At 49.3% G+C, this 23,556-nt stretch carries 21 protein-coding genes; 15 read left to right on the forward strand and 6 right to left on the reverse strand.

Going from position 1 to position 23,556, the window contains the following annotated elements; all coding sequences use genetic code 11:
• Positions 1-356: 356 nt before the first annotated feature.
• Positions 357-1,598 carry a DUF6596 domain-containing protein gene (locus P2H89_RS25290; RefSeq protein WP_275832282.1) on the forward strand — a complete coding sequence of 414 codons (1,242 nt, stop codon included), beginning with the start codon at positions 357-359 and terminating at the stop codon, positions 1,596-1,598.
• Positions 1,599-1,601: 3 nt separating this feature from the next.
• Here P2H89_RS25290 and P2H89_RS25295 read toward each other — a convergent pair whose 3' ends face one another.
• The gene (locus tag P2H89_RS25295) at positions 1,602-2,567 is read right to left on the reverse strand and encodes a helix-turn-helix domain-containing protein (RefSeq protein WP_275832284.1); all 966 of its coding nucleotides are present in this window, start codon (positions 2,565-2,567) and stop codon (positions 1,602-1,604) included.
• 116 nt (positions 2,568-2,683) lie between these two features.
• Here P2H89_RS25295 and P2H89_RS25300 point away from each other — a divergent pair, with 116 nt between their 5' ends.
• The 4 genes from P2H89_RS25300 (at position 2,684) to P2H89_RS25315 (ending at position 5,079) form a co-directional block, all read left to right on the forward strand.
• Positions 2,684-3,100, forward strand: a complete 417-nt coding sequence (locus P2H89_RS25300; protein WP_275832286.1) for a VOC family protein — start codon at positions 2,684-2,686, stop codon at positions 3,098-3,100.
• A gap of 69 nt (positions 3,101-3,169) precedes the next feature.
• On the forward strand, positions 3,170-3,424 hold the full coding sequence (locus P2H89_RS25305; protein WP_275832288.1) for an autorepressor SdpR family transcription factor: 255 nt from the start codon (positions 3,170-3,172) through the stop codon (positions 3,422-3,424).
• 3 nt (positions 3,425-3,427) lie between these two features.
• Positions 3,428-4,081: an SdpI family protein gene (locus P2H89_RS25310; protein ID WP_275832290.1), complete on the forward strand. Its 654-nt coding sequence runs from the start codon at positions 3,428-3,430 to the stop codon at positions 4,079-4,081.
• A 35-nt stretch (positions 4,082-4,116) separates the two neighbouring features.
• Positions 4,117-5,079 carry an alpha/beta hydrolase gene (locus P2H89_RS25315; RefSeq protein ID WP_275832291.1) on the forward strand — a complete coding sequence of 321 codons (963 nt, stop codon included), beginning with the start codon at positions 4,117-4,119 and terminating at the stop codon, positions 5,077-5,079.
• Positions 5,080-5,368: 289 nt separating this feature from the next.
• Here P2H89_RS25315 and P2H89_RS25320 read toward each other — a convergent pair whose 3' ends face one another.
• Together P2H89_RS25320 and P2H89_RS25325 are read right to left on the reverse strand one after the other, a co-directional pair.
• Positions 5,369-5,788 carry a thioesterase family protein gene (locus tag P2H89_RS25320; RefSeq protein ID WP_275832293.1) on the reverse strand — a complete coding sequence of 140 codons (420 nt, stop codon included), beginning with the start codon at positions 5,786-5,788 and terminating at the stop codon, positions 5,369-5,371.
• Between the two features lie 45 nt (positions 5,789-5,833).
• Positions 5,834-6,238, reverse strand: a complete 405-nt coding sequence (locus P2H89_RS25325) for a DoxX family protein (protein WP_275832295.1) — start codon at positions 6,236-6,238, stop codon at positions 5,834-5,836.
• A 273-nt stretch (positions 6,239-6,511) separates the two neighbouring features.
• Here P2H89_RS25325 and P2H89_RS25330 point away from each other — a divergent pair, with 273 nt between their 5' ends.
• The 4 genes from P2H89_RS25330 to P2H89_RS25345 all read left to right on the forward strand — a co-directional run bounded on the left by P2H89_RS25330 (position 6,512) and on the right by P2H89_RS25345 (position 12,950).
• Positions 6,512-9,538: a tetratricopeptide repeat protein gene (locus tag P2H89_RS25330; RefSeq protein ID WP_275832297.1), complete on the forward strand. Its 3,027-nt coding sequence runs from the start codon at positions 6,512-6,514 to the stop codon at positions 9,536-9,538.
• A 68-nt stretch (positions 9,539-9,606) separates the two neighbouring features.
• Positions 9,607-11,265 carry a hypothetical protein gene (locus P2H89_RS25335; protein WP_275832300.1) on the forward strand — a complete coding sequence of 553 codons (1,659 nt, stop codon included), beginning with the start codon at positions 9,607-9,609 and terminating at the stop codon, positions 11,263-11,265.
• Positions 11,266-11,344: 79 nt separating this feature from the next.
• On the forward strand, positions 11,345-11,977 hold the full coding sequence (locus P2H89_RS25340) for a hypothetical protein (protein ID WP_275832301.1): 633 nt from the start codon (positions 11,345-11,347) through the stop codon (positions 11,975-11,977).
• A 79-nt stretch (positions 11,978-12,056) separates the two neighbouring features.
• Positions 12,057-12,950 carry a methyltransferase domain-containing protein gene (locus tag P2H89_RS25345; protein ID WP_275832303.1) on the forward strand — a complete coding sequence of 298 codons (894 nt, stop codon included), beginning with the start codon at positions 12,057-12,059 and terminating at the stop codon, positions 12,948-12,950.
• A gap of 3 nt (positions 12,951-12,953) precedes the next feature.
• Here P2H89_RS25345 and P2H89_RS25350 read toward each other — a convergent pair whose 3' ends face one another.
• Entirely contained in the window at positions 12,954-13,769 is an 816-nt protein-coding gene (locus tag P2H89_RS25350; protein WP_275832304.1) for a glutaminyl-peptide cyclotransferase, read from the reverse strand.
• Between the two features lie 281 nt (positions 13,770-14,050).
• Between P2H89_RS25350 and P2H89_RS25355 the strand changes: the two genes are divergently transcribed.
• Complete coding sequence (locus P2H89_RS25355) at positions 14,051-15,304, forward strand: M43 family zinc metalloprotease (RefSeq protein ID WP_275832306.1); 1,254 nt, start codon at positions 14,051-14,053, stop codon at positions 15,302-15,304.
• A gap of 14 nt (positions 15,305-15,318) precedes the next feature.
• Here P2H89_RS25355 and P2H89_RS25360 read toward each other — a convergent pair whose 3' ends face one another.
• Complete coding sequence (locus tag P2H89_RS25360) at positions 15,319-16,452, reverse strand: FAD-dependent oxidoreductase (protein ID WP_275832308.1); 1,134 nt, start codon at positions 16,450-16,452, stop codon at positions 15,319-15,321.
• 180 nt (positions 16,453-16,632) lie between these two features.
• Between P2H89_RS25360 and P2H89_RS25365 the strand changes: the two genes are divergently transcribed.
• The gene (locus P2H89_RS25365; RefSeq protein ID WP_275832310.1) at positions 16,633-17,355 is read left to right on the forward strand and encodes a DUF4197 domain-containing protein; all 723 of its coding nucleotides are present in this window, start codon (positions 16,633-16,635) and stop codon (positions 17,353-17,355) included.
• Between the two features lie 283 nt (positions 17,356-17,638).
• On the opposite strand, the gene lpdA is transcribed toward P2H89_RS25365, so the two are convergent.
• Positions 17,639-19,042: a dihydrolipoyl dehydrogenase gene (gene lpdA / locus P2H89_RS25370; protein ID WP_275832313.1), complete on the reverse strand. Its 1,404-nt coding sequence runs from the start codon at positions 19,040-19,042 to the stop codon at positions 17,639-17,641.
• 168 nt (positions 19,043-19,210) lie between these two features.
• Between lpdA and P2H89_RS25375 the strand changes: the two genes are divergently transcribed.
• The 4 genes from P2H89_RS25375 (at position 19,211) to P2H89_RS25390 (ending at position 23,529) form a co-directional block, all read left to right on the forward strand.
• Positions 19,211-20,347, forward strand: coding sequence for a serine hydrolase (locus P2H89_RS25375; RefSeq protein ID WP_275832315.1), 1,137 nt, complete (start codon positions 19,211-19,213; stop codon positions 20,345-20,347).
• 171 nt (positions 20,348-20,518) lie between these two features.
• Positions 20,519-21,256, forward strand: a complete 738-nt coding sequence (gene bshB1 / locus P2H89_RS25380) for a bacillithiol biosynthesis deacetylase BshB1 (protein ID WP_275832317.1) — start codon at positions 20,519-20,521, stop codon at positions 21,254-21,256.
• A 134-nt stretch (positions 21,257-21,390) separates the two neighbouring features.
• Positions 21,391-22,461: an acyl-CoA desaturase gene (locus P2H89_RS25385; protein ID WP_275832320.1), complete on the forward strand. Its 1,071-nt coding sequence runs from the start codon at positions 21,391-21,393 to the stop codon at positions 22,459-22,461.
• A gap of 189 nt (positions 22,462-22,650) precedes the next feature.
• A complete protein-coding gene (locus P2H89_RS25390) occupies positions 22,651-23,529 on the forward strand; it encodes a carbon-nitrogen hydrolase (protein ID WP_275832322.1) in 879 nt (292 codons plus the stop codon).
• The last annotated feature ends 27 nt before the right edge of the window (positions 23,530-23,556 follow it).

Here is a 23,556-nt window from a genome sequence, read left to right on the forward strand (position 1 = left end):
CCGGAGTCCGTGCAGTATCCAATCAGCTAGTAAATATTAACGGATTAACAGCGATAAATAGAATTATGCTGGCAGGCACTGAGGCCCGTGTACAGGAGATGGAGGGTTCGTTCAGTATTCATAATAGTTGATTTGGTACAGTGTTCGTTATAAGTCTACCTAAATAGTAGACAAATATACTTCTCCTGATACATTCCTCCTAATATATTTGAAGAAGAAACATGATCTTTCTCGTAAGAAGTGCGGGGATGCACGCTGTGGCTGGATTTCTGTTGCTAATCATTAAAGAAAGTATATTTGGCAATCATTATAATATACGGCAAAGAACGCCATTCCGATTTAAGCCAGTGATGCATATGGAAAAACAACAGGATTCACTCAAGCAGTTATTTCAACAGGAGTTCTCCCGGATGGTGGCGGTTATCAGTAAGCAGTTTGGCCTGCAGTACATAGAAACGGCCGAGGATATCGTTAGTGAAACTTTTCTTCAGGCGGCGGAATCATGGGGTATGAAGGGCCTGCCAGCTAATCCGGCTGCCTGGTTGTATGCCGTAGCTAAACAAAAGACCTTATACCACTTCCGAAGAAATAAGATACTGGCGGAAAAAGTGCTGCCGGCTGTTGCGGCCGGTCTCGAAAAAGAAACGGAACCGGAAGAGCCCGATTTCTCGACGCCGAATATTCAGGACAGTCAGCTCCAAATGATATTTGCGGTGTGCAATCCTGTCATCGCCGCTGAGGCGCAGATCGGGTTGGCCTTACGTATCCTTTGCGGCTTTGGGATCGATGAAATTGCAGAGGCTTTTCTAACCAACAAAGAAACGATCAACAAGCGACTGTTCCGGGCAAAGGATAAGCTGCGAGACGGCCAGGTGAAAATGGAGTTGCCGGCCGAACAGGAAATTGGTAATAGGCTTGATAATGTACTACGGGTCATTTATCTGCTATTTAATGAAGGATACTATTCCAAAACACAGAACGAAGTGTTGAAGAAAGAGCTTTGCTTGGAAGCACTGCGCCTGGGTCATTTGCTTACCGGGCATACAGCTACGAACCTGCCTTCTACCAATGCCCTGATGGCCCTGATGTGTTATCATGCCTCCCGGTTGGAGGCCCGGGTCGATGGCAGCGGCCAATTGGTATTGTATGAAGCGCAGGATGAATCTTTATGGGATAAAGCACTGGTGGCGCAGGGCGATCATTTTCTCAGCATATCTGCGGAAGGGAATGAGGTGAATTCCTATCATCTCGAGGCAGGTATTGCTTACTGGCATTGCCGCAAGGAGGATACCCCCGAAAAGTGGAACAATATTCTTCAGTTGTACGACCTGCTGATGCAGACCAATGCTTCGCCCGGCGTAGCCCTCAACAGGGCCTTCGCGTTGTACAAGGTTAGGGGGCGCAGGGAAGCGATTGCCGCCGCAGAAAGTCTGGATATGCAGCATGAACACTTTTATCATGTGTTGCTCGGCGAGTTGTACACGACCGTCGATGATGGTAAGGCAAGAAGCTTTTATGAGAAAGCACTGGCACAAGCGCGTACGGCAGCAGAAAAGCACACGATTGAGGACAAGCTCAAGCGGTTGCCCACTTCCTGATACTTATGCTTTGTACTTATTCCTGTAGTCGATGGGGGAGAGGCCGGTGTATTTTTTGAATACGGAGCGGAATGCGTTGAGGTCGGAGTAGCCCACTTCATAGATCACTTCATTGATCGTTTTCCTGCCGGCTTCCAATTGTCGTTTTGCCGCCTCTACACGTACCCGTTGAATGTATTCGTTGATGGAATTGCCAGTCGACTTTTTGAAACGCCGCTCGAAGGTGCGGCGGCCGATATGGTTCTTTTCACTCAATTCATCTACCGAGATCTTTTCCTGGTAATTGGCCTCGATGAACTCCTGCGCATTGACCACGGTGCTGTCGCCGTGCTGTTTTTGCCCTACGAAAATGGCAAAGGGTGTTTGGTCTTTTCGCTCATAATCGATCTGGAACATCTTGGAGGCCAGTATGGATATCTCTCTACCCAGGTGTTTTTCGATGATGTACAGGAGCAGGTTGAGGTACGAATAGCCTCCGCCGCTGGTATAAATGGCTTGATCGTCGGTGATGATCTTATCGGCAATGACGTGTATGGCCGGGTACATTTGCTGAAACGCTTCGGCCGATGCCCAGTGAATGGCGCATTGCTTCCCGTTGAGCAAGCCGGTAGCAGCGAGGCAATAAGATCCAACGCATAAGCCAGCTACTTCTGCACCCCGGTGGTATTGATCAATGATCCAATCATAATAGTCTTTGTTCTGTTCCACGATCTTGCCAAAGTCGCCACACACGGTAGGCAGGATGATGAGGTCACTCTTGGTAACCTCTTTCAGCAACCGGTTGGCCTGTACAGCATATAACCCATGACCGATGGAAGTATTGTGTTCCGTGGCGATCACTTCGATCCTGTAAAAGGGTTCCTGACCCTTGTGCTTCAGGAAATCGTTCACCCGGGAAAAGATCTGTAAACTCCCATCGATGCTGGAAACGGTGGCTCCCTTCAGCACGAGTATTGATACGTGTTTCATGCCCTAAAATTAAGTCAAATGCCTGTCGCAATCAACCGCGCAGTTTGTCGCAAATGCTATGCAGGCGGGCCGTTGCGTACAACTAGGTTTGTAGTCTAATCTTAAAACTTTTCATTATGACTACCACTGTCAATGCCTATCTCGGCTTCAATGGCAAATGCCGCGAAGCCATGAATTTTTATCAGCAATGCCTGGGTGGCGAGCTCGCTCTTCAACCGGTAGAAGGTTCGCCTATGGAAGCCCAATGCCCTGCTTCCATGAAACACCAGATCCTGCACTCCTCGCTCACCAAGGGGAGCCTGGTCATCCTGGCTACCGATATGGTGCATGAAGAACATGTACATGGCAACAACGTGAGCCTCTGTGTTAATTGCAGCAGCGAAGTGGAGATCCGCGCTTATTTTTCGGCCGTTCAGGTTGGTGGACGCGTCATCGACCCGCTCGGCGAACGCTTCTGGGGCGCCACCTTTGGCGCGCTCATCGACAAGTATGGCGTTCGCTGGATGTTCAATTTTGACAGGCAGCAAAATTGAGAACAGGATTTGGTGATGTCAGAAAGTATTTAGACATTTGTCTAAATATATAATTGCTCAGCCTGTACCATGAACGACGTATTCAAGGCGCTTAATGATCCCGCACGGCGAGAGATACTTAAACTTTTGCGTAAGCGGGATATGACGGCAGGAGAGATCGCTGCCAGGTTCGACATGGCGGCACCCAGCGTTTCGCATCACCTCGATAAATTAAAGCGCGCAGGCCTGGTAACCACTGTAAAGGAGGGGCAGTATATTCATTATTCCATCAACACGACGGTCCTCGACGACGTCATCCAATATATTCTCACCCTTAAAAAATAATCTATGAACCGGTTCATAAGGGAAATATTGTTGTGGATTATGATGCTGATTCCTTACGGTTACCTCGCTTATATCTGGAATGATCTGCCCGATCAGGTGCCTACTCATTTCAATATCAGTGGCAAGGCAGATGACTGGTCGGGCAAATCAACTTTATTGCTGGTGCCATCGGCTATCGGCGTTTTCATCTACGGGCTGATGTTACTGCTGCCTTTCCTGGACCCGAAGCGAAAGCTGAACCGGATGGGCGATAAATACCACAGCCTTCGTTTTATGCTGGTTCTGTTCATGTCTGGCTTATCGGTATACCTGCTATATGTATCGAAGGTGGGGCAAATAGAGAACCCGCAATGGCTGCTGGCGATCATCGGATTGATGCTTACCATGCTGGGTAATTATTTCCAGGCATTGCGTCCCAACTATTTCGTGGGCATTCGCACCCCCTGGACCCTCGAGAACGAAGAGGTATGGAAAAAGACACATTACCTCGGTGGCCGGCTCTGGATGGCCGGTGGGTTGCTCATCGTCATCTGTTCCTTTGTGGTGAAAGCCCATGTGCCCCTGCTGATCATTGCAGGTGTTATTCTCCTGATCCTCATCATTGTGCCGGTAGCGTTCTCCTTCCTGGAGTTCAGAAGGCAGTCTCCGGCCAAATAAGGATGCCTGCTTCTTGTTTCCGTAAATTTCTTCTCATGAAGTTGTATATAGGCTTCTTAGCGATCTTATTGCCCTTAAAGGGCATTTGTCAGGCTGTTGCGGGTGTTGGCCAATCCGTTACAGAAACGGCTGTTACACTCAACACCGCAACCGGTAATATTGCCGGTACCTTATCGGTGCCTGCCGCAACCCGCAAAACCAACATACCCGTTGCCTTGATCATTGCTGGGTCGGGACCTACCGACAGGAACGGCAATAACCCTGTGATGAAGAACAATTCCCTTAGGATGCTGTCCGATTCGCTCCTGCAGCACGGCATTGCCACCCTGCGCTACGACAAGCGGGCGATCGGTGAAAGTGCTGCTGCGGCCAGGAGTGAGGATCAGTTGAGGTTTGATGATTATGTGAGCGATGCGCGTGGATGGTTACACGAGCTTAAGCAAGGCAAGCGGTTCTCCAAAGTGGTAGTGATCGGCCATAGCGAGGGCTCGCTCATCGGCATGCTCATAGCGCAGGAGGCGGATCAATATGTTTCGCTGGCCGGCGCCGGCCAGTCTGCCGATCTGGTACTGAAAGAACAACTCAAGGCCCAGCCGCCCATGATCAAAGACATTGCTTATCCGATATTGGATAGTTTGGCCCAGGGCAAAACCGTAGATAGCGTCAATAAGCTGCTGTATTCATTGTTCAGACCCTCTATTCAGCCGTACATGATCTCCTGGTTCAAATACAATCCGCAAACGATCATCGGTAAACTGACTGTTCCTGTACTCATTGTGCAGGGCGAAAACGATATCCAGGTATCGGTGGAGGAAGCAAAACTGCTCTCGGCCGCCAATAAAAAGGCAACGCTTGTGCTGGTGCCCCGCATGAACCATGTGCTGAAACCGGTAGAGGGAGACCGCGCAGCCAATATTAAAGTCTACAATGATCCCGCACTGCCCCTTGCGCCGGAACTGGTAAAAAGTATTGTTGGGTTTATTGCTGGTAAGAAGTAGGAGTGGGCTGACGGTAGGCAGGACCCTGCTAAAAAAGAAAAACATCCACAAGGGATGTTTCTCAAAGGACGTTCGGACGGAATCGGTTTTTCTCTCCGGCCTGCGCCATAATACGCACGCCTGGTGGATCTGGATCTGGTTTTTCTTCGGACGTGGACTTCGGTTTTTCTACGGAATCGGACTGGTTGGTTTTTCTACGATGTTTGGATCGGATGGCTTTCATCGATATTGGAGCAGCAAAATAATAGCATCCGCCCCGTATTTGAAAGATTATGAGATTAAGGAATCTTTAACTCGCGTGCTCAAAGAAAGGGGCCAATGCCTTACGGAGGGGCTCGGGCATGGTGGTTTTGGCCTTGGTTTTCATATCCAGGAAGTAAAGCACCACTTTTCCGGCGGTGAGCAATTTACCTTGTTCGTTGTATACCTCCTGGTGAAACTCGATCTTATGCCCCGTGGGCAGTTCCCGCAAACTGGTTTTGATCGTCAGCAGGTCGTCGTAATGAGCCGGCCGCAGGTATTTCACCTGCATTTCCACCACCGGCATCATCACGCCGTTATGTTCCATTTCTTTATAGCTGAATCCCAATTGGCGGATGGACTCCACGCGACCCACCTCGAAATACTGAGCATAGTTACCGTAATAAACGATATCCATCTGGTCGGTCTCGGCGTATCGTACACGTATGTTGGTCTCCGCAATAAACACAGGAAAAATTGATTGGTGATTGATAATGGAAAGGCTGCCGGGGTGTTATTTACCCATAGCGCCATCAACGCTCGCTCTGCCAGGGCCGATGACCAGGATCACCAGGAAGCCGAACATGAACAGGGCCGCATGCTCACCTTTACCAAAGATATCGAGGTTATGTCCCTTCCACAGCGCCACGAACATAGCGATGAAGGGAGCGATAGCTGCCAGCCTGGTGGCGAGGCCGAGTATAACGAACAGGCTGCAGAAAAGCTCCGCAAATACGGTGAGCGACAATGAAGCCGTTTGTCCAATGCCCATGAAGTTGATGAACTTTGCTTTGTATTGTGCAAAGTGAACGAGTTTGTCGTAACCATGCGGCAACAGCAGGCCGCCCATAGCAAGGCGAAGTACGAGGGCCCCAAAATTGAATGCGCCGTCAGAGTAACTAGTGGATATAAGTTTCATCAGTAGGATGTTTTTTCAAAAGTAATGGATTTGTTTTTGTGTTCATTATCAAAAAGAATTGTTAATCCTTGCACTTATCCACAGTGTTAGGAACGATCTTTGGTTGAACATAAAATAATTAGAAACTTTACCACGTTAAAAACCCAGCAGGGGCGCCAACAGAAGCACTACGAATGCCGAACTGGAATTAAGAATGAGCTACTAAAATCCGATTCGATGTTCGTATTTTTTTTGTTCCCCCACATCCAAAAGAATTGAATTAAAAAGCAGGGAATGAAAAAAACGACAGCTATCATTGCGCTTCTTGGCCTTTCCCATTTCACCATCGCCCAGCAAACGAGGTTCCTCGACGATCCGCAGGCTAATTACAAACAGGCCAAAGAGTATTTTCAGCGCGAACAATATAGTCTGGCCTACCCTTTACTCAAAGACCTCGAGCTGAAGCAGCGTGAGCCCGATATCACCAACCAGGCCCTTCCATACCAGGAGATCAAATATTACACCATCGTGTGCGCCCTCAAGCAGAATGAGGCCGCGGCAGTAGAGAAAGCAAAAAGCTTTATCGATCTCGAAGACAATGAAGCCCGCGTGCAGATGATGGGTTTTCACCTGGCCGAGTATTATTTCAGGCAGCAAAATTATGGCGATGCCATTCCGCTGTACGAAAAGGCCGATATCTCCAATCTCACCAACCAGGAGATCGCCGATATGAAATTCCATCTTGGCTATGCTTATTTCACCAATAAGGAATTTGCCAAGGCCAAGCCGATGTTCGATGCTATCCGGCAGATCAAGACCGATCCCAACTATATCGACGCCAACTATTACTACGGTTTCATATCCTTCTACGATAAAAAATACCGCGATGCGCTCGATGCCTTCGCCATCGTGGAAGATCATCCCAACTATGGTAAGGTAGTTCCGTACTATGTAGCCAATATCTACTATTCGCTGGGCCAAAAGGACAAGGCCCTTGAATATGCCGAGAATAAGCTGAAGCGCGGTAACCTGCATTACGACCTTGAAATGCGGCAGATCGTGGGCCATGCTTATTTTGAAAAGCAGCAGTACGCAAAGGCATTGCCCTACCTTGAAGCCTATGTAACGAAGTCGGATAAGGTGCGACGGGAAGATGTGTATGAGCTTTCTTATTGCTATTATAAGGCCAATAACTGGAACAAGGCCATCGATGGCTTCAGGCAGATCAGCGGCAAGGAAGACTCCCTGGCGCAAAATGCCATGTACCTCCTGGGCGATGCTTATCTCAAGACCGGACAAAAAGCCAATGCCCGCAATGCCTTCCTCATCGGTGCCGCCAATAACAGCAATGCCAAGCAGAAGGAAATATCCATGTACAACTACGCCAAGCTGTCGTACGAGCTTGGCTACCAGGATGTGGCCCTCACCGAGCTGCAGCGCTTTATTCAGGCCTATCCCCAATCGGAATACGCCAATGAGGCCCGCGAGCTGATGGTGGGTGTGCTGGCCAATACAAATAACTACAAGGATGCCCTGGCGCTGCTGGAAAGCGTAAAATCGCCTTCGGCCAATGCACGCAGGCTCTATCCTAAAATACTTTATGGCCGCGCCACGGAGCTGGCCAACGATGGGATGCTGGTAACGGCACTCGAGTTGCTCACCCGGGCCGAGATCGATCCCAACAGTACCGCCGTATTGCCTTATGTGCAGTTCTGGAAAGGGGAGATCTCTTACCGCCTCAATAAGCTGGATGATGCCATCCGCTATTATTTCGATTACCTGAAGAGCAGCGCCGTTAATGGTGAGGTAAACCCCACCAATGCCAAATACAACCTGGGTTATAGTTTCCTGAAAAAAGAGAACTACAAACAGGCGCAAGGTTTCTTCGAGCAAGTGGCTTCCACCAGTCCGAAGATCAATGCTTCGGCCATCGAACAGGATGCTTACGTACGCATCGCCGATTGTTATTATATGGCCCGCGATTATAAGAAAGCGGAAGCCATGTACAATAAAGTGCTGGACTATTCCTGGCCCGCCAGCGATTATGCTACCTTCCAGAAAGCGATGATCGCGGGTGTAAACAATGGGAAAGAGAAGATCAACCTGTTGTCTACCATCAGCCGCAAGTATCCCACTTCGAGCCTGGTGGCCGATGCCAATATGGAAGTGGCGGTAACCCTGCTGGCTAATGAGCAGTTCCGAGAAGCCATCCCTTACCTCAAGAATGTCGTGAGCGATCCCAACTCTTCGCTTAAACCGAAGGCGCATTTGAAAATGGGTATTGCGTACTACAACCTCGACAACAATGGCGAGGCCCTGAACCAATATACCACCATCCTGCAGCAGTTTCCCAATTCGCCCGAGGCAGAAGCGGCCCTCGAGAATGCGCGTATCATTTATATAGAGCAGGGTAAAACCAGCGAATATGTGGCCTTTGCCCGTAAGATGGGTAAAGAGGTAACCGGCTCGCAGGAGGATGAACTGGCTTACCAGGAGGCTGAAGTACAGTTCAACAACGGCAACTTCCCCAGTGCAGCTAAGAAGTTCGAAGATTACCTCGCGAAGTTCCCCGAAGGAAAGAATTCACTGGAGGCACTGTACTATAAGAGCGAGATCTATTTCAACCAGAAAGATTGGGTCAAGGCTGCTGCCGGTTATGAGATACTGGCCGACAGGGTGCCGCATAAGTTTGGTGAGAAATCGCTGGTGAATGCCGCCCGCCTGAACTTCTTCGATCTGAAAGATTACAATAAAGCGGAGAAATACTTTGGTAAGCTGAAGGATTTCGCGTCATCACAGGAGAGCAAGCTGGAGGCCATGCGTGGATTGCTGCGCAGCCAGTACCAGTTGCAGAAATGGAGTGAGGCCGTAGCCAATGCCCGCGACCTGCTCAACCAGAAGGGTATCGGAACCGATGATAAGGTACTGGCGAACCTGGCCATTGCCAAATCGCACCAGAATGCCAAAGAATACGATCAGGCTATCACGGCATACCGCTCGGTAGTATCCCTGAGCAAATCGGCTTATGGCGCCGAAGCCCGCTATGAGATCGCGAATAGCTTCCTGGCACAAAACCGCCTGCCCGATGCAGAGAAGGCTGCCTTTGAGGTGATCAACAAGGCTGGTTCATATGAGCAATGGGTTACCAGGGCCTATATCCTGCTGGGTGATGTTTACTTCAAGCAACAGGATTACTTCAATGCCAAAGCCACTTATCAGAGTGTAGTAGACAATGCCAAGATCGAAGAATTGAGGCAGGAAGCTGTACGGAAACTGAAGGAAACTGGTGATGCAGAGAAAAAGAACAGCAAAGTAGAGTAGGGCATCGGGGAAAAGCCGGCACTGCCGGTAGCGTAACACAACCACTTAACAAAGAATCAATTTTGCAGATGAATAATAAGTCAGTTCTTAAAGTAGTAGCAATGGGAGCCTGTTTCTGGGGAACGGCCCTGGCTGTCCAGGCACAGGACACTACTAAACGCAAAACGATTGACATTACCTCCACTTTCAAACCGGTATTGCGGGAAGCAGCCAAGATCAATTTCAATGCGGCGCCTCCTGTGGCCGATACTTCGCGCCCGGTACTCAACTATAATATACCTGTTCAAAATCTATACTTTACCTATCAGCCAGCCGAGCTGAAGCCCGTGGCTCTGCAGATGGATTCACTCAGGAACTGGCTGTACAACAACTATATCAAGGTTGGTATTGGCAATGTACATCAACCTTATATCAAGGCTGGTTTCAGCTTTGGCAATGGCGAGAACAGTTATTTCAATGTATTTGCCAATTACTATAACTCCAAAGGCGATAAGCCCTTCCAAAAGAACAGTCTGGCCAGTGTAGGCGCGGCTGGTACTTATAAGACATCAAAGAACCTCGAATGGAACGGCACCCTCGGGTTCAGCAGCAACGACTATTATCTATACGGCTACAAGCCCGAAACACTGGAGTTCTCAAAAAGCGACCTGCGCCAGCGCTTTCAGACTATCGAAGCTAAAGTGCATTTCCGCAACCTGGAGCCTACAGAGTTTGGGCTCAACTACCACCCCAGCCTGCGCGTGAGTGTGTTTGGCGATAACCACAGTGCCAAAGGACGGGAATCCAATACCGTGCTGAACCTGCCATTGGAAAAGACCTTTGGTGATGAATTTGCTTTCAAGCTGGGCGTTACTGCCGACCTTACCAATTACTCGGTCAACACACCGGGCAAAAAATACACCGACAACAATAACCTGTACCAGGTAGGGGCAGCTGTACTGTACAAAACGCCCAACCTGTATATCCATGGTGGCGCCTTGCCCACCTGGCAAAACAAGAAGTTCAACCTGCTGCCCAACCTGATGGCGGATATCACCACCAACGACAAGCAGCTGACCCTTCAACTGGGTTATATCGGGTATTTCCTAAAGGGATCTTACCAGCGCTTTGCTTCGCTCAATTCCTGGATAGCACAGCCCGATTCGCTGATGAATACGCGGGTAAGTGAAATGTACTTTGGGTTAAAAGGGTCACTGGCGGGCCATTTCTCTTACTCGGCCAAGCTGGGCTTGCAGAAATACCGCGACATGAACCTGTTCGTGAACGATACGACCGATGGCAAGACCTTCCTTACTATCTACGAACCGCAGATCAATGTCGTAAACCTGCATACCGAAGTTGGCTATCTTATAGGAGAAAAATTCAATGCAACAGCGGGTTTCAACCTCAACTGGTTTACCAAGGTGGAGCGTGAAATGAAGGCCTGGGGTATGATACCGATCGAATTGAATGTAGGGCTGCGCTGGCAGATGCTGAAAGACCTCTGGTTCCATTCGGATCTTTGGGTATGGGACGGTGCGCAATACCGTACAAAGACCGGAGATGCACACAAGAGTCCGGCCGGTTTCGACGTTAATGCTGGCGCGGAGTTCAGGATCACCAAAAACTTCAACCTCTGGTTGCAGATGAATAATATCCTCAACAACAAATACGAGCGCTGGAATCAATACGAGGTATTCGGGTTCAACATCCTGGGTGGCATCACGTATTCATTTAACCAACGATAGCTCCCGCATGGGTTTTGCCCGATTTAACGGCTAAACCTTATCTTGCGGCCTCATTGAATACTTATAAAACAGGAGGAATATGATAGAAGCGCTGACCAGTTATTTGCTTCAGCATAAAAGCATCAGCATCCCGGGGCTCGGTACCGTTTATATAGAGCGGATACCGGCGCAAACCGATTTTATCAATAAGCAGATACTGCCGCCTTCTTACCATTTCCGGTTCGATAAGTATTTCGATGCGCCGGATAAGGAGTTCTTCACCTACCTGGCCCAGCAAAAGGACATGGCCGATTATGAGGCCATTAAATGGTACAATGAATGGGCCTATGAGCTGCGCAACCGCCTGCGTACGGAAGACAGCGTGGAGTGGAAGGGAGTAGGCGCCCTGCGTAAAGATGTATCCGGCGAGATCGTATTCGAAGCCGCGGGGGCCATCGCCTCACCCCAGGAGCCCGCTCCTGCCATAAGGGTTATCCATAGCAATACACAACACACCATGCTGGTGGGCGACCGTGAAGTGATCCGGGAGATTTCACCCACCGAAATGGCCGATCCTTTTGCAGAGGAAGCCGATGGCGCCAAAAATACCTGGTGGATCTACGCCATCATCATCGCGGCGATCGCTTTAAGCGCCATCTTTTTCCATTTCTACAAGAATGGCTTTTCCCCCTCTTCTACGGGCAATCAGCAGCCCGTGGGCATTTCCCAATAGGCCCGGGAGCTTGGTCGATAATGGCATTTCAGTACGCTGAAATCCATATAGATTCCCTTTCTTTGCAACCGTAGAAAAAATGGACAAGATTCACTATACATATTGCCCCGCCTGCAAGGGCACGGCCATTCAACCGGTACTCACCGTTGAGGACTACACTGTTTCGCACGAAACATTTGCCGTATGGCATTGCAATAGCTGCACGCTACGGTTTACGCAGGATATTCCGGCCGCCTCCGCTATCGGAAAGTATTACCAGTCCGAAAATTATATCTCCCATACCAACACCAGCAAAGGGCTGGTGAACAGGTTATATCATATCGTTCGCAATTATACACTGGGCAGTAAGAAAAAACTGATACGGTCAGTAAGCAGCCGTAACACAGGCACGCTGCTCGATGTAGGCGCGGGGGTAGGTGCTTTCGCCGCCTATATGCGCCAGCAGGGCTGGCAGGTAACCGGGCTCGAGCCGGATGCCGAAACCCGTAAGCGTGCACAGGAGCAAAACCGGATCGCTTTACAGGATACAGCCGATCTTTTCAAGCTGCCCGCCGCAAATTTTGACGTGATCACGATGTGGCATGTGCTGGAACATGTGCATCAGCTGGATGAATACCTCATTCAATTAAAAGCGCTATTGAAACCCGGTGGTGTATTGCTGATTGCCGTACCGAACTACACATCGCACGATGCTGCTCATTACCAGCAATACTGGGCTGCCTACGATGTGCCGCGCCACCTGTACCACTTCTCACCCGCTTCCGTACGCACGCTGTTGCAACAGCAGGGCCTTTCGCTGAAGAACATCAAACCCATGTGGTTCGATAGTTTCTATGTGAGCCTGCTGAGCGAGAAATACAAAACAGGAAAAGCCAGCATCGTAAAAGGATTCTGGCGTGGTTTTGTGTCGAACCTCAAAGCGGCCGGCAATAAGGAAAAGTGCAGCTCGCTGATCTACCTTATCACCAAGTAATTCTTACAGTTTTATCTCGAAGAGGATCGGCCATTTTTTGCCGGTTACGTAGAGCTTACCGGTTGCATGATCGTAAGCGATACCGTTCATCTCCATGCTGCCGGCATAAGCTGCCTGGGCTTCCTGGGCGAGGTTGTCGAGGTTGATCTGTCCCAGTACTTTACCACCCACCGGATCGATCTTGAGGATCGTATTCTCTCCCCATTTATTAGCATAGAGCACGCCGTTCACATATTCCAGCTCGTTGATATTGTTGACCGGGTTGCCATTGTGAAAGACGGACACGGTATACTTAACCCGTAAAGAATCGGGGTCGAGGAAGTACAGGTTGCTGGAACCATCACTCATGATGAGAGAGGCTGTGTCGTGCGTCAATCCCCAGCCTTGCTTGGAGGGTATCCTGAATTCTCTGAGCTGTTTAAAGGTCTTGGCGTCATACACGAAACCTACTTCACTGGTCCAGGTAAGCATATATATCTTATCCTTGAACACGGTGATGCCTTCTCCAAAGTACTTGGCCCTGTCGAGCTTTACCTTGGTCGATACCTTGCCGGTAGCTTTGTCTACCACCCCCATTTCGGAAGGGTAGGGGCTGCTGTCTTCATTGCCGCCAGAGCTTTCGAGCAGCTGACCATTATAGAACTCCAGACCTTCGGTGAAATAGGAGGTATCGTGAGGCAGTTTATTGACTACGGTGAAAGGGATCACCGGTGGCGGTCCATCGGTTGTTCCCGAATTGGGAGTAACCGGAGGTTTATCGTCGGTACATGCACTTAAGGTGATTGCTGATATTATCGATATATAGAGAATGTTCTTCATAATTATATGGTGCTCAAAGGGTCAAAAATACAATTTGACCCTACATTAACCGTTTTCCATCCCCGAAAATTTTGGTAAAGTGTTTTGAATTACAGAAAACTTTCATTTGCTTTACAGTAGCTTATCGATTGAGTACTATCCTTTAGTACAATTCATATCCTTACCTCACTTTCCTCTATTCCAATTTTCCTAAAGAATTTCCAGCCTGCCTCCGTGCAGATAAATCCTGATGAAAACGACTTCCATTACCTATGTGAAGCTCCACAAAGAAAGTCGTTACCATGAAACATTTTGTACTTGCTTGCTTATTGCTGTACACTACCTGCTGTGCTTACGCGCAACGTAGTTGTGCCTCTTTCGAATACCAGCAACAAAAGATACAATCGGATCCCTTACTCGCCCAACGACTGGCAAAAGCGCTTACTCCCCGTCACGAAGATATTATGCTCAATGGTGCCGATGCGCCGCCTCCCGTTATCATCAGGATCCCGGTGGTCGTTCATATATTGTACAACAAACCTGCCAATAACATCACCGATGTGCAGATCAGATCGCAGATCGATGTGCTGAATAAAGATTACAGAAAGCTCAACAGCGATAGCGTTTTTATACCTGCTTATTTCAAACACCTTGCGGCGGATTGCCGCATCGGGTTCGAGTTGGCAAAGCTCGATCCATCAGGAAAGGCTACTACCGGTATTGTGCGCAAGAGCACTTCGGCGCAAACCTTCGGCCTCGATGACCGCATCAAGTTCACCGCCCGCGGTGGATCGGATGCCTGGGATGCCGATAGTTACCTCAACCTTTGGGTAGGCGATCTGTCGGGCGGCTTACAGGGCTATGCGAGTGTGCTGGGTTGTGATAAATCGGTAGATGGCGTTGCCATCGCTGCCAGCGCCTTTGGAACAACAGGCACGGCTACTGCACCCTATAACAAAGGCCGCACAGCTACGCATGAAATAGGGCATTGGCTGGGCCTGCGGCATATCTGGGGCGATGCGCTTTGCGGCGATGACCAGGTAGATGATACACCGCCACAACGTTCACCCAGCCGAAGCTGTCCCAAAGGCGTTGTGATCAGTTGCGGCAGTGGTCCCTATGGCGATATGTACAACAACTTCATGGATTTTACAGACGATGCCTGTCTCAACCTGTTTACAACCGGGCAGCGCAATAAGATGAGGGAGTTGTTTTTGCCGGGCGGCGTTCGTTATTCTTTATTGTCATCAAAAGGACTCACCGGCACAGGCATCATTGAACCCGACAAACCGGTCGAGGATCCGGTAAGGATCATTCAAAATACCATCAGGCTCTATCCCAATCCAGCACCTATTTTCTTCACGGTAAGCGAAACCAGCGAACGGCCTCTGACCGGTAAGCTCATTACACTCACCAATCGCTTCGGACAGAAGACACTGCAAAAACGCATCACCCGCAGCAATGAGTCCATCAGCATCCAGCACCTGCCGGATGGGGTGTACATCATCACGATTGAAGGTGATGCGAAGTCTTATAAATTAATGAAAGGTCAATAGCCTTTACGACCAGATCATCCCATCATCATATTGGCTACTTTTTCACCCACAATGGGCGCCAGGGCAACCCCCATACCGCTCATGCGTACGGCGCAATAAATGTCGGTGGTAATTTCTTTCACGACGGGCATCTTCTCCGCGCCCATGCCCATGATGCCGCTCCAGCGGTCGGTGATGGCGTATTCTTTGCCCGGTAATATGTATTTGGAAAGGAAGCGCTCCAGCTCTTTCTGGATGGTGTCGGTAGTGGTCATGGTAGTGGTGCGCTCGGCATCGAATGCCTTGTTACGGGCGCCACCCAGCAATACACGGTTGCCGATATTGCGGAAGTAATAATATCCTTCATCAAAATGGAAAGTGCCATTGAGTTTGAGGTCTTGTATGGCCGAAGTAACAAGTACCTGGCCGCGTGCAGGAATGATCTCGATAGAGGGCAGTAGTTCTTTGGCAAATGCATTGGTACAGATAAGCAGTTTGCCGGTGGTGAACCGGATATCCTGGTTGGTGTACAGTACAATTTTGCCGAGTATCTTTTCGTAGCGGGTGATCTCTACGCCGTTGAATACGGTGATGCCCATCGATTGTACCAGCTGCAGTAGTGCCTGGCAGAGTTTGCCGGAATGCAGGTAGCCTTCCATTTTATTTTCGACGAGGTGGGCTACATGTTGAAACCCGAAATCACTGATCTTTTTATCGGAGAGTTTGAAGGTCTGACTTGTTTTGACGGCCGATTTTAATTTCTTGTTGACAGTAGCCATCGTTTCTTCCAGAGCTTCCACACCGGGATCGTTATCGGATGCGATCATTTCGTAACCACCGCAGAGTTCGAAGTCGATGAGTTTTTCGTCGAGCACTTTGCGGATGCGTTGCAGGCCCTGGAAGCGCATGCTGACCAGCTCGAGGGTTTTGTCTTCACCCATTTTGGTGAAGTCTTCCTGCAGTTCGGTCACACTGCCAAAACAGGCAAAACCTGCGTTACGGGTGCTGGCGCCGGTGGGGATGATGCCCCGGTCGACGATGGCCACCGACCATTTAGGATTTTGTTTTTTGATATAATAAGCGCTCCACAAACCAACCAGTCCACTGCCAATAATGATAACATCTTTCGGTGCGTAAAAACTTTCTTTTTCCCAAATGGAGATCTGCATACGGTTTATTTATAGAATACTGGTACTATGTTTGAATTTACTCTTTGCAGGGAAGAAGTGCAATTTTTTGCGTATGAATTTGCCCACACACATACGGAAAAACCAATCAGAATATTGTACGTTTGTGGTGGACATACAACAAAATTAATCGACAATCCATTCGCCCTCAAATTATTCCTAATGAAAAGATCGGTCTACGCCCTACTGCTCTGTACCATTACCTTTAGCAGCTGTGAAACTGCTCATCAGATCCTGAAAGATTATGGCCAAACCGCCAACGGCGGTTTAACGAATGCCGACATTGTGTCGGGTTTAAAGGAAGCGCTTTCGGTGGGCGCCCAGCAATCATCGAATCAGTTATCGGCCCTCGACGGGTTTTTCAAGAATGCAGCGATCAAGATATTGTTGCCCGCAGAGGCGCAGAAGGTAGAAAAGACGCTGCGTGATGTTGGCCTGGGCAGCCTGGTCGACAAAGCCATCCTGTCGGTAAACCGTGCTGCGGAAGATGCTGCCAAATCGGCTGCTCCCATTTTCATCAATGCGGTGAAGACCATGAGCATCCAGGATGCCCTGGGTATTTTGAAAGGCGGCGATTTTGCAGCCACCAATTACCTGAAGGATAAAACTACGGCGCAGTTGACGGAAGCTTTCCGTCCGGTGATCGAACAATCCCTCAGTAAAGTAGGCGCTACGAAATACTGGTCGGATGTATTTACCAATTACAACCGTTTTGCCACGAACAAGATCAATCCCGACCTGGCCAGTTTTGTAACGGGCAAAGCGATGGATGGTATTTTTTACCAGGTGAGTCTCGAAGAGCAGAAGATCCGCAAAGATCCTGTTGCGCGCACTACCGAGATCTTGAAGAAAGTATTCGGCAGCAAGCAGGCGCAGGGAAGCTAATGTATTTGACAAACCTACCGGTGGTTGACAGCAGTAAACGTGCGTCAACCCGGTCCAGGCCATAAACGTTTTCTGGTTCCAACTTCAACCAATGCAGGCGACCCTCCGGGGTCGCTTTGCTTTTAGGGGCTTGTGGGAAAGAACCGGTTGACCGCCAATCCGCCGCGGGTTAGATTTATTTGGTTCCAGGAAATGCCGGTGTATTGGCGACTACGTATTGCTCTATAAACAAAGAGGCCGCATCATCGATGCGGCCTCTTGTGTAATTATATCAGAGCATCCATTAGAGGTGGATCGCCTCACCGTATGCAACTTCGATCGCATCTTTAATGCTTTCGCTGATGGTGGGGTGGGGGTGGATGCTGTTGAGTACTTCGTGATAAGTAGTTTCCAGTTTGCGGGCAACTACAGTTTCAATAATGATCTCGGTTACGTTGTAACCGATCATGTGGGTACCTAACCACTCGCCGTACTTGGCATCGAAGATCACTTTTACGAAACCTTCTGTGTGGCCGGCGCCTACTGCTTTACCAGATGCGCTGAGCGGGAACTTGCCTACTTTGATCTCGTAGCCGGCTTCTTTGGCTTGCTTTTCAGTATAGCCTACAGAAGCTACTTCGGGTGTGCAATACGTACAGCCCGGTACGTTGCCGTAGTCGAGTGCCTCAGGCTGGTGGTTGTATTTCTTTTCGTTGTAGCCGATGTTCTCTACGCAGATGATACCTTCTTTCGAAGCTACGTGTGCCAGGGCCTGGCCGGGAACGCAGTCACCGATGGCATAGATACCGGGAACATTTGTTTGATAGTATTTGTCTACAGCGATCTTGCCTTTTTCAGTTTTAACACCTGTCTCTTCGAGACCGATGCCTTCGATGTTGGCGCTTACACCAACAGCGCTCAATAAAATGTCGGCTTCGAGGGTGATCTCTCCATTGGCTGTTTTTACTTTGGCTTTAACACCGGCACCGCTGGTGTCTACGCTGGTAACTTCAGCATTGGTGAGTACATCGATACCTTTCTTCTTGAACTGCTTTTCCAGTTCTTTGGAGATATCCTCATCTTCAACAGGAACGATCCTTGGCATGAACTCAACGATGGTCACCTTAGTGCCCATGCTTGCGTAGAAATAGCCAAACTCAACGCCGATGGCGCCGCTGCCTACTACGATCAGGCTCTTGGGTTTTTCGGGAAGCACCATGGCTTCGCGGTATCCGATGATCTTTTTGCCATCCTGCTTCAGGGCAGGCAGCTCACGGCTGCGGCCACCGGTGGCAAGGATGATATGTTTACCTTCAACGACCTGCTTACTGCCGTCTGCGGCGGTAACTTCGATCTGACCTTTTGCAATCAGTTTACCAAAACCCATCACCACATCGATCTTATTCTTCTTCATCAGGAACTGAACACCCTTGCTCATCTTATCGGCTGCACCGCGGCTGCGTTTGATCACAGCGGCGAAGTCGGCAGTACCGGAAGCTTCGATACCAAAATCTTTGGAGTGGTTGATATATTCCATAACCTGGGCACTCTTCAGGAGGGCCTTGGTGGGGATACAACCCCAGTTGAGGCAGATACCTCCCAGGCTTTCTTTTTCGATAATTGCTGTCTTAAAACCCAGCTGGGCGGCACGGATTGCTGCCACGTATCCACCGGGGCCGCTACCGAGAACTACTACGTCGTATGCCATATGTGATGTACGATTTTAGATTTCAGATTTCTGAATATGAACACTTTATTGCTCAAAAGACCAGCGAAGCTACTCGAAAAACGCAAAAAAGCCAAATGAGCGCAATCTATAACATCAGATGGATAGGAGATGTTTATTGTGTAACTTCCTTCTCAAACCTATTGCCGCATGAAGAAGGTAGCCCGGTATTTTCTCTATGTTATCCTTTCGATCCTGCTTATATTCTCCCTGTACGCTGTTGCCAGTGGTCGCACCTATCTGTTCAAAGCCGTTTGGTACAATTTTGCCGATATCGATGATTACGAAAAGTTCACCAACAATACGGTGGTCACGGGCGAACACCAGCCCTGGGATACGGCAGCCGCTTACAACAAGGCAAACATGCCAGCCGACCTGCAGACCTTGCTGAAGGAGATCGGCACAGTGGCGGTGCTGGTGGTGCGCAACGATTCGTTGCTGTATGAGCGGTACGATGAAGGGTATACCGACAGTTCCTGGTCGGGTTCTTTTTCCATGGCCAAAAGCATTACGAGCCTGCTGGTGGGCGCGGCGCTCAAAGACGGCAGCATCGGCTCCCTGCAGGATCCGGTAGGGAATTACCTGCCAGAATTTGCCGTGGGCAACAAGGCAGCGGTGAAGATCATCGATCTGCTCACGATGAGCAGTGGCAGTGATTGGGATGAATCATACTCCAATCCGCTATCGGTGACCACACAAGCCTACTACGGCAGCGATATTTATAAAACGGCTACGGGCGTCAACATCATCCATACGCCAGGCACCTTGCATAGTTATAAATCCGGTGATACTCAATTGCTTGGGCTAATTGTCGAGAAGGCCACCGGCAAATCGCTAAGTGCCTATGCCTCCGAAAAGTTATGGAAACCACTGGGGGCCGAGCATCCGGCGCTGTGGAGTACCGACCATACAGGAGGCCATGAGAAGGCTTATTGTTGCTTCAATACCAATGTGCGCGACTTTGCCCGGCTGGGCCGGCTGATGCTGGATAGCGGCCGCTGGAAAGGGTATGAGATCATTACCCCCGATTACTTCCAGGCCTCCATTACGCCTTGCGGCATAAAAGATGAGGGCGGTAATGCCTGCGATTACTATGGGTATCAATGGTGGATCGTGCCTACCCGGCAGGATATCTATTATGCCCGCGGGATTCTGGGGCAGTACATTATCATGATCCCGTCAAAGAATATGGTAGTGGTGCGGCTGGGCAAAAAGCGTTCGCCCGTGCGCATCAATGGCGCCCCGGCTGAGGTGGATGGACTGATCCGTTGGGCCGAGGGATTGTGAGGTAGAGGTCCGCAGTATGTTTTACGCATAGTTTTGTGACTCCCCCTGGGACTCGAACACGTAACCCCTTCATCAAGAACCATCTTGTAGTAATAATGTCTTAACAACAAACCTTTTACCTTTTTTGATGTTTTACTACTTTTGACGCGCATTTAACTGCAAAAATCAGGTATGAAATTAGACATTCTCGCCATTGGCGTGCACCCGGACGATGTTGAACTGGGTTGTTCCGGAACGCTCCTCAATGAGATCAGGGTTGGAAAAAAAGTTGGTATTCTTGACCTTACACAGGGGGAGCTAGGCACCCGCGGAACCATCGAAACACGTTACGCCGAAGCTGCTGTCGCTGCCCAGATTTTAGGCGTACAGGTGCGGGAGAACCTCAAAATGCGCGATGGCTTTTTCCGCAATGACGAAGAACATCAGTTGCAATTGATACGAGCTATTCGTAAGTACCAGCCCGAGATCGTGATCGCCAACATCCTCGACGATCGCCATCCCGACCATGGCCGCGCAGGGCATCTCATCGCAGACGCCTGCTTTCTATCCGGATTGGTCAAGATAGAGACGAAAGATGAGCAGGGAAATCCACAGGCGCGCTGGAGACCCAAATACGTACTGCACTACATGCAGGACTGGTTTCATGAACCCGATATTCTCATAGACATCAGTGATGTGTTTGAGCAACGCATGAAATCAATCGAAGCTTATTCAACACAATTCTTCAATGGAGGTCCTGATAACAAAGAGCCTCAGACCTATATCTCCTCTCCCGATTTTCTGGACAGCGTTATCGCGCGTGCGCGTATGTTGGGCAAAAGGATCGGCGTAAAGTATGCAGAAGGATTTATCAGCGAGAAAAAGATCGGAATCAGGAATTTAGATGCGCTGGTACAGGTAGAAACCTAGGCATTTGTCGCCCGATTGTCACATACGTTAGCGTCTCGCCAAATTTTCAAATCCGGCATAGGTATTGCACAAATTGAGCGTTTATTAGGTCGAATAAGCGTACCTTTGCAACCATTTATAACAAATTGAATTTCATGTCAACGCCTAAGTTTGCAAACGTTCCACACTCTTTCCACGCTGAATTGAAAAAGCGTATTGGTAACTACTTCGAAGAGGTGGGCAAATCTCAAACGGGAGACTTTCCGATTTTCTTTAAGGCGGTGATCCTGATGATTGCCTTTATGGCCATTTACGTTCACCTCGTATTTTTTACGCCGAATGTATTTTTCCAGATACTGGAAAGTGTGTTGCTGGGTGGTGTGGTAGCGGCCATCGGGTTTAATGTGATGCACGATGGTGCACACGGAAGTTTCAGCAAATACAAATGGATCAATTCCTTTGCTGCATTTTCACTGAACATCCTTGGTGGCAACAGCTTTATGTGGAACATGAAGCACAATGTTATCCACCACGCTTATACGAACGTGGATGGTATCGATGATGATATCGACATCCAACCCTGGATGCGCATGAGCTCTACCCAGAAGAAATATCGTTTGCACAAATATCAGCATATCTATTTCTGGTTCCTGTACTCGTTGCTCTATGTGTTCTGGATCTTCGTACTGGACTATCAGAAATATTTCAAGAGCAAGATCGGTAACATGCCGCTGAAGAAAATGAAGCTGAGCGATCACCTCGTGTTCTGGGGCTTCAAAATATTCCATCTTTTCCTTTTTGTTGGATTGCCGATCTACATGGTAGGGTTTACTTCCTGGCTCGTTAGTTTCTTAACGATGACACTGGTAGCCGGCCTGGTATTGAGCCTGGTGTTTCAATTGGCGCATACTGTTGAGCATACTGCTTTCCCCGTGCCCAACGTAGAGACCAACAGGCTCGATGACGAGTGGGCTGTTCACCAGATCAAGACCACTGCCAATTTTGCTACCAACAACAAACTGGTAAGCTGGCTGGTAGGTGGATTGAATTTTCAGATCGAGCATCACCTGTTCCCTAAGATCTCTCACATCCATTATCCTGCGATCAGCAAGATCATCCGTCAGGCTTGTCAGGAATACGGCATCAACTACATCGAGTACCCACGTGTACGCTATGCAGTAGCTTCGCACGTAGCCTTCCTGAAGCAGATGGGAAGTGCCGCTTAAGAACGTAAGAGCGCAAATACACAACATACAAAGCCCGGAATGGTCAAGTGCCCTTCCGGGCTTTTGGTTTCCCCGATTCACCACCTTTGCCAGCCCCTCCACCGGCAGCACGCAACTATTAACCCTCATTTTACGTCTTGTTCCCGGCTAAAAAACTATTTTTGCACTTCAATTTTTAAAGGAGCTAAAATGTCAACAGTAAAAGTAGGTTTGGTGCAAATGAGCTGCACTGCCAACAAAGAAGAGAACCTCCAAAAGGCGATCGAAAAAGTGAAAGAGGCAGCAGCCAAAGGCGCGCAGATCGTTTGTCTGCAGGAATTGTTCACATCACTCTATTTCTGCGATGTGGAAGATTACGAGAACTTCAAACTGGCCGAGCCCATTCCCGGGCCTTCTACCGACGCCCTCAGCAAAGTGGCGAAGGAAGCCGGCGTAGTGGTCATCGCTTCTTTGTTCGAAAAGAGAGCACAAGGTCTTTACCACAATACCACCGCTATACTCGATGCCGACGGCTCGTACCTCGGCAAGTACCGCAAAATGCATATTCCCGACGATCCGGCTTACTACGAGAAGTTTTACTTCACGCCCGGCGACCTAGGTTACAAAGTATTTAAAACAAAGTTTGCCACCTTCGGTGTGCTCATCTGCTGGGATCAATGGTATCCCGAAGCGGCGCGCATCACTTCGCTCATGGGTGCTGAGATCCTGTTCTATCCCACCGCCATCGGTTGGGCTACGGCGCAGGATGAAGCCACCAACACCGAGCAATACAATGCCTGGCAAACCATTCAACGCAGTCACTCCGTGGCCAACGGTGTACACGTAGTGAGTGTAAACCGCGTAGGTCTGGAACAGGATGGCGCCATGAAGTTCTGGGGCGGTTCTTTCGTTTCCAATCCCTTTGGTTCGCTGATCTATAAAGCATCACACGACCAGGAAGAAGTAGAAGTGGTTGAGATCGACCTTAAGAAAACCGATCGCTACCGTACGCACTGGCCGTTCATGCGCGACCGTCGTATCGACTCGTACCAGCCAATCACCAGGCGTTATATCGACGAAGAGATCTAACCATATTCATGCTCAATGTTCGCGAGC

The organism is Paraflavitalea sp. CAU 1676, assembly GCF_029223285.1.
Lineage (GTDB): Bacteria > Bacteroidota > Bacteroidia > Chitinophagales > Chitinophagaceae > Paraflavitalea.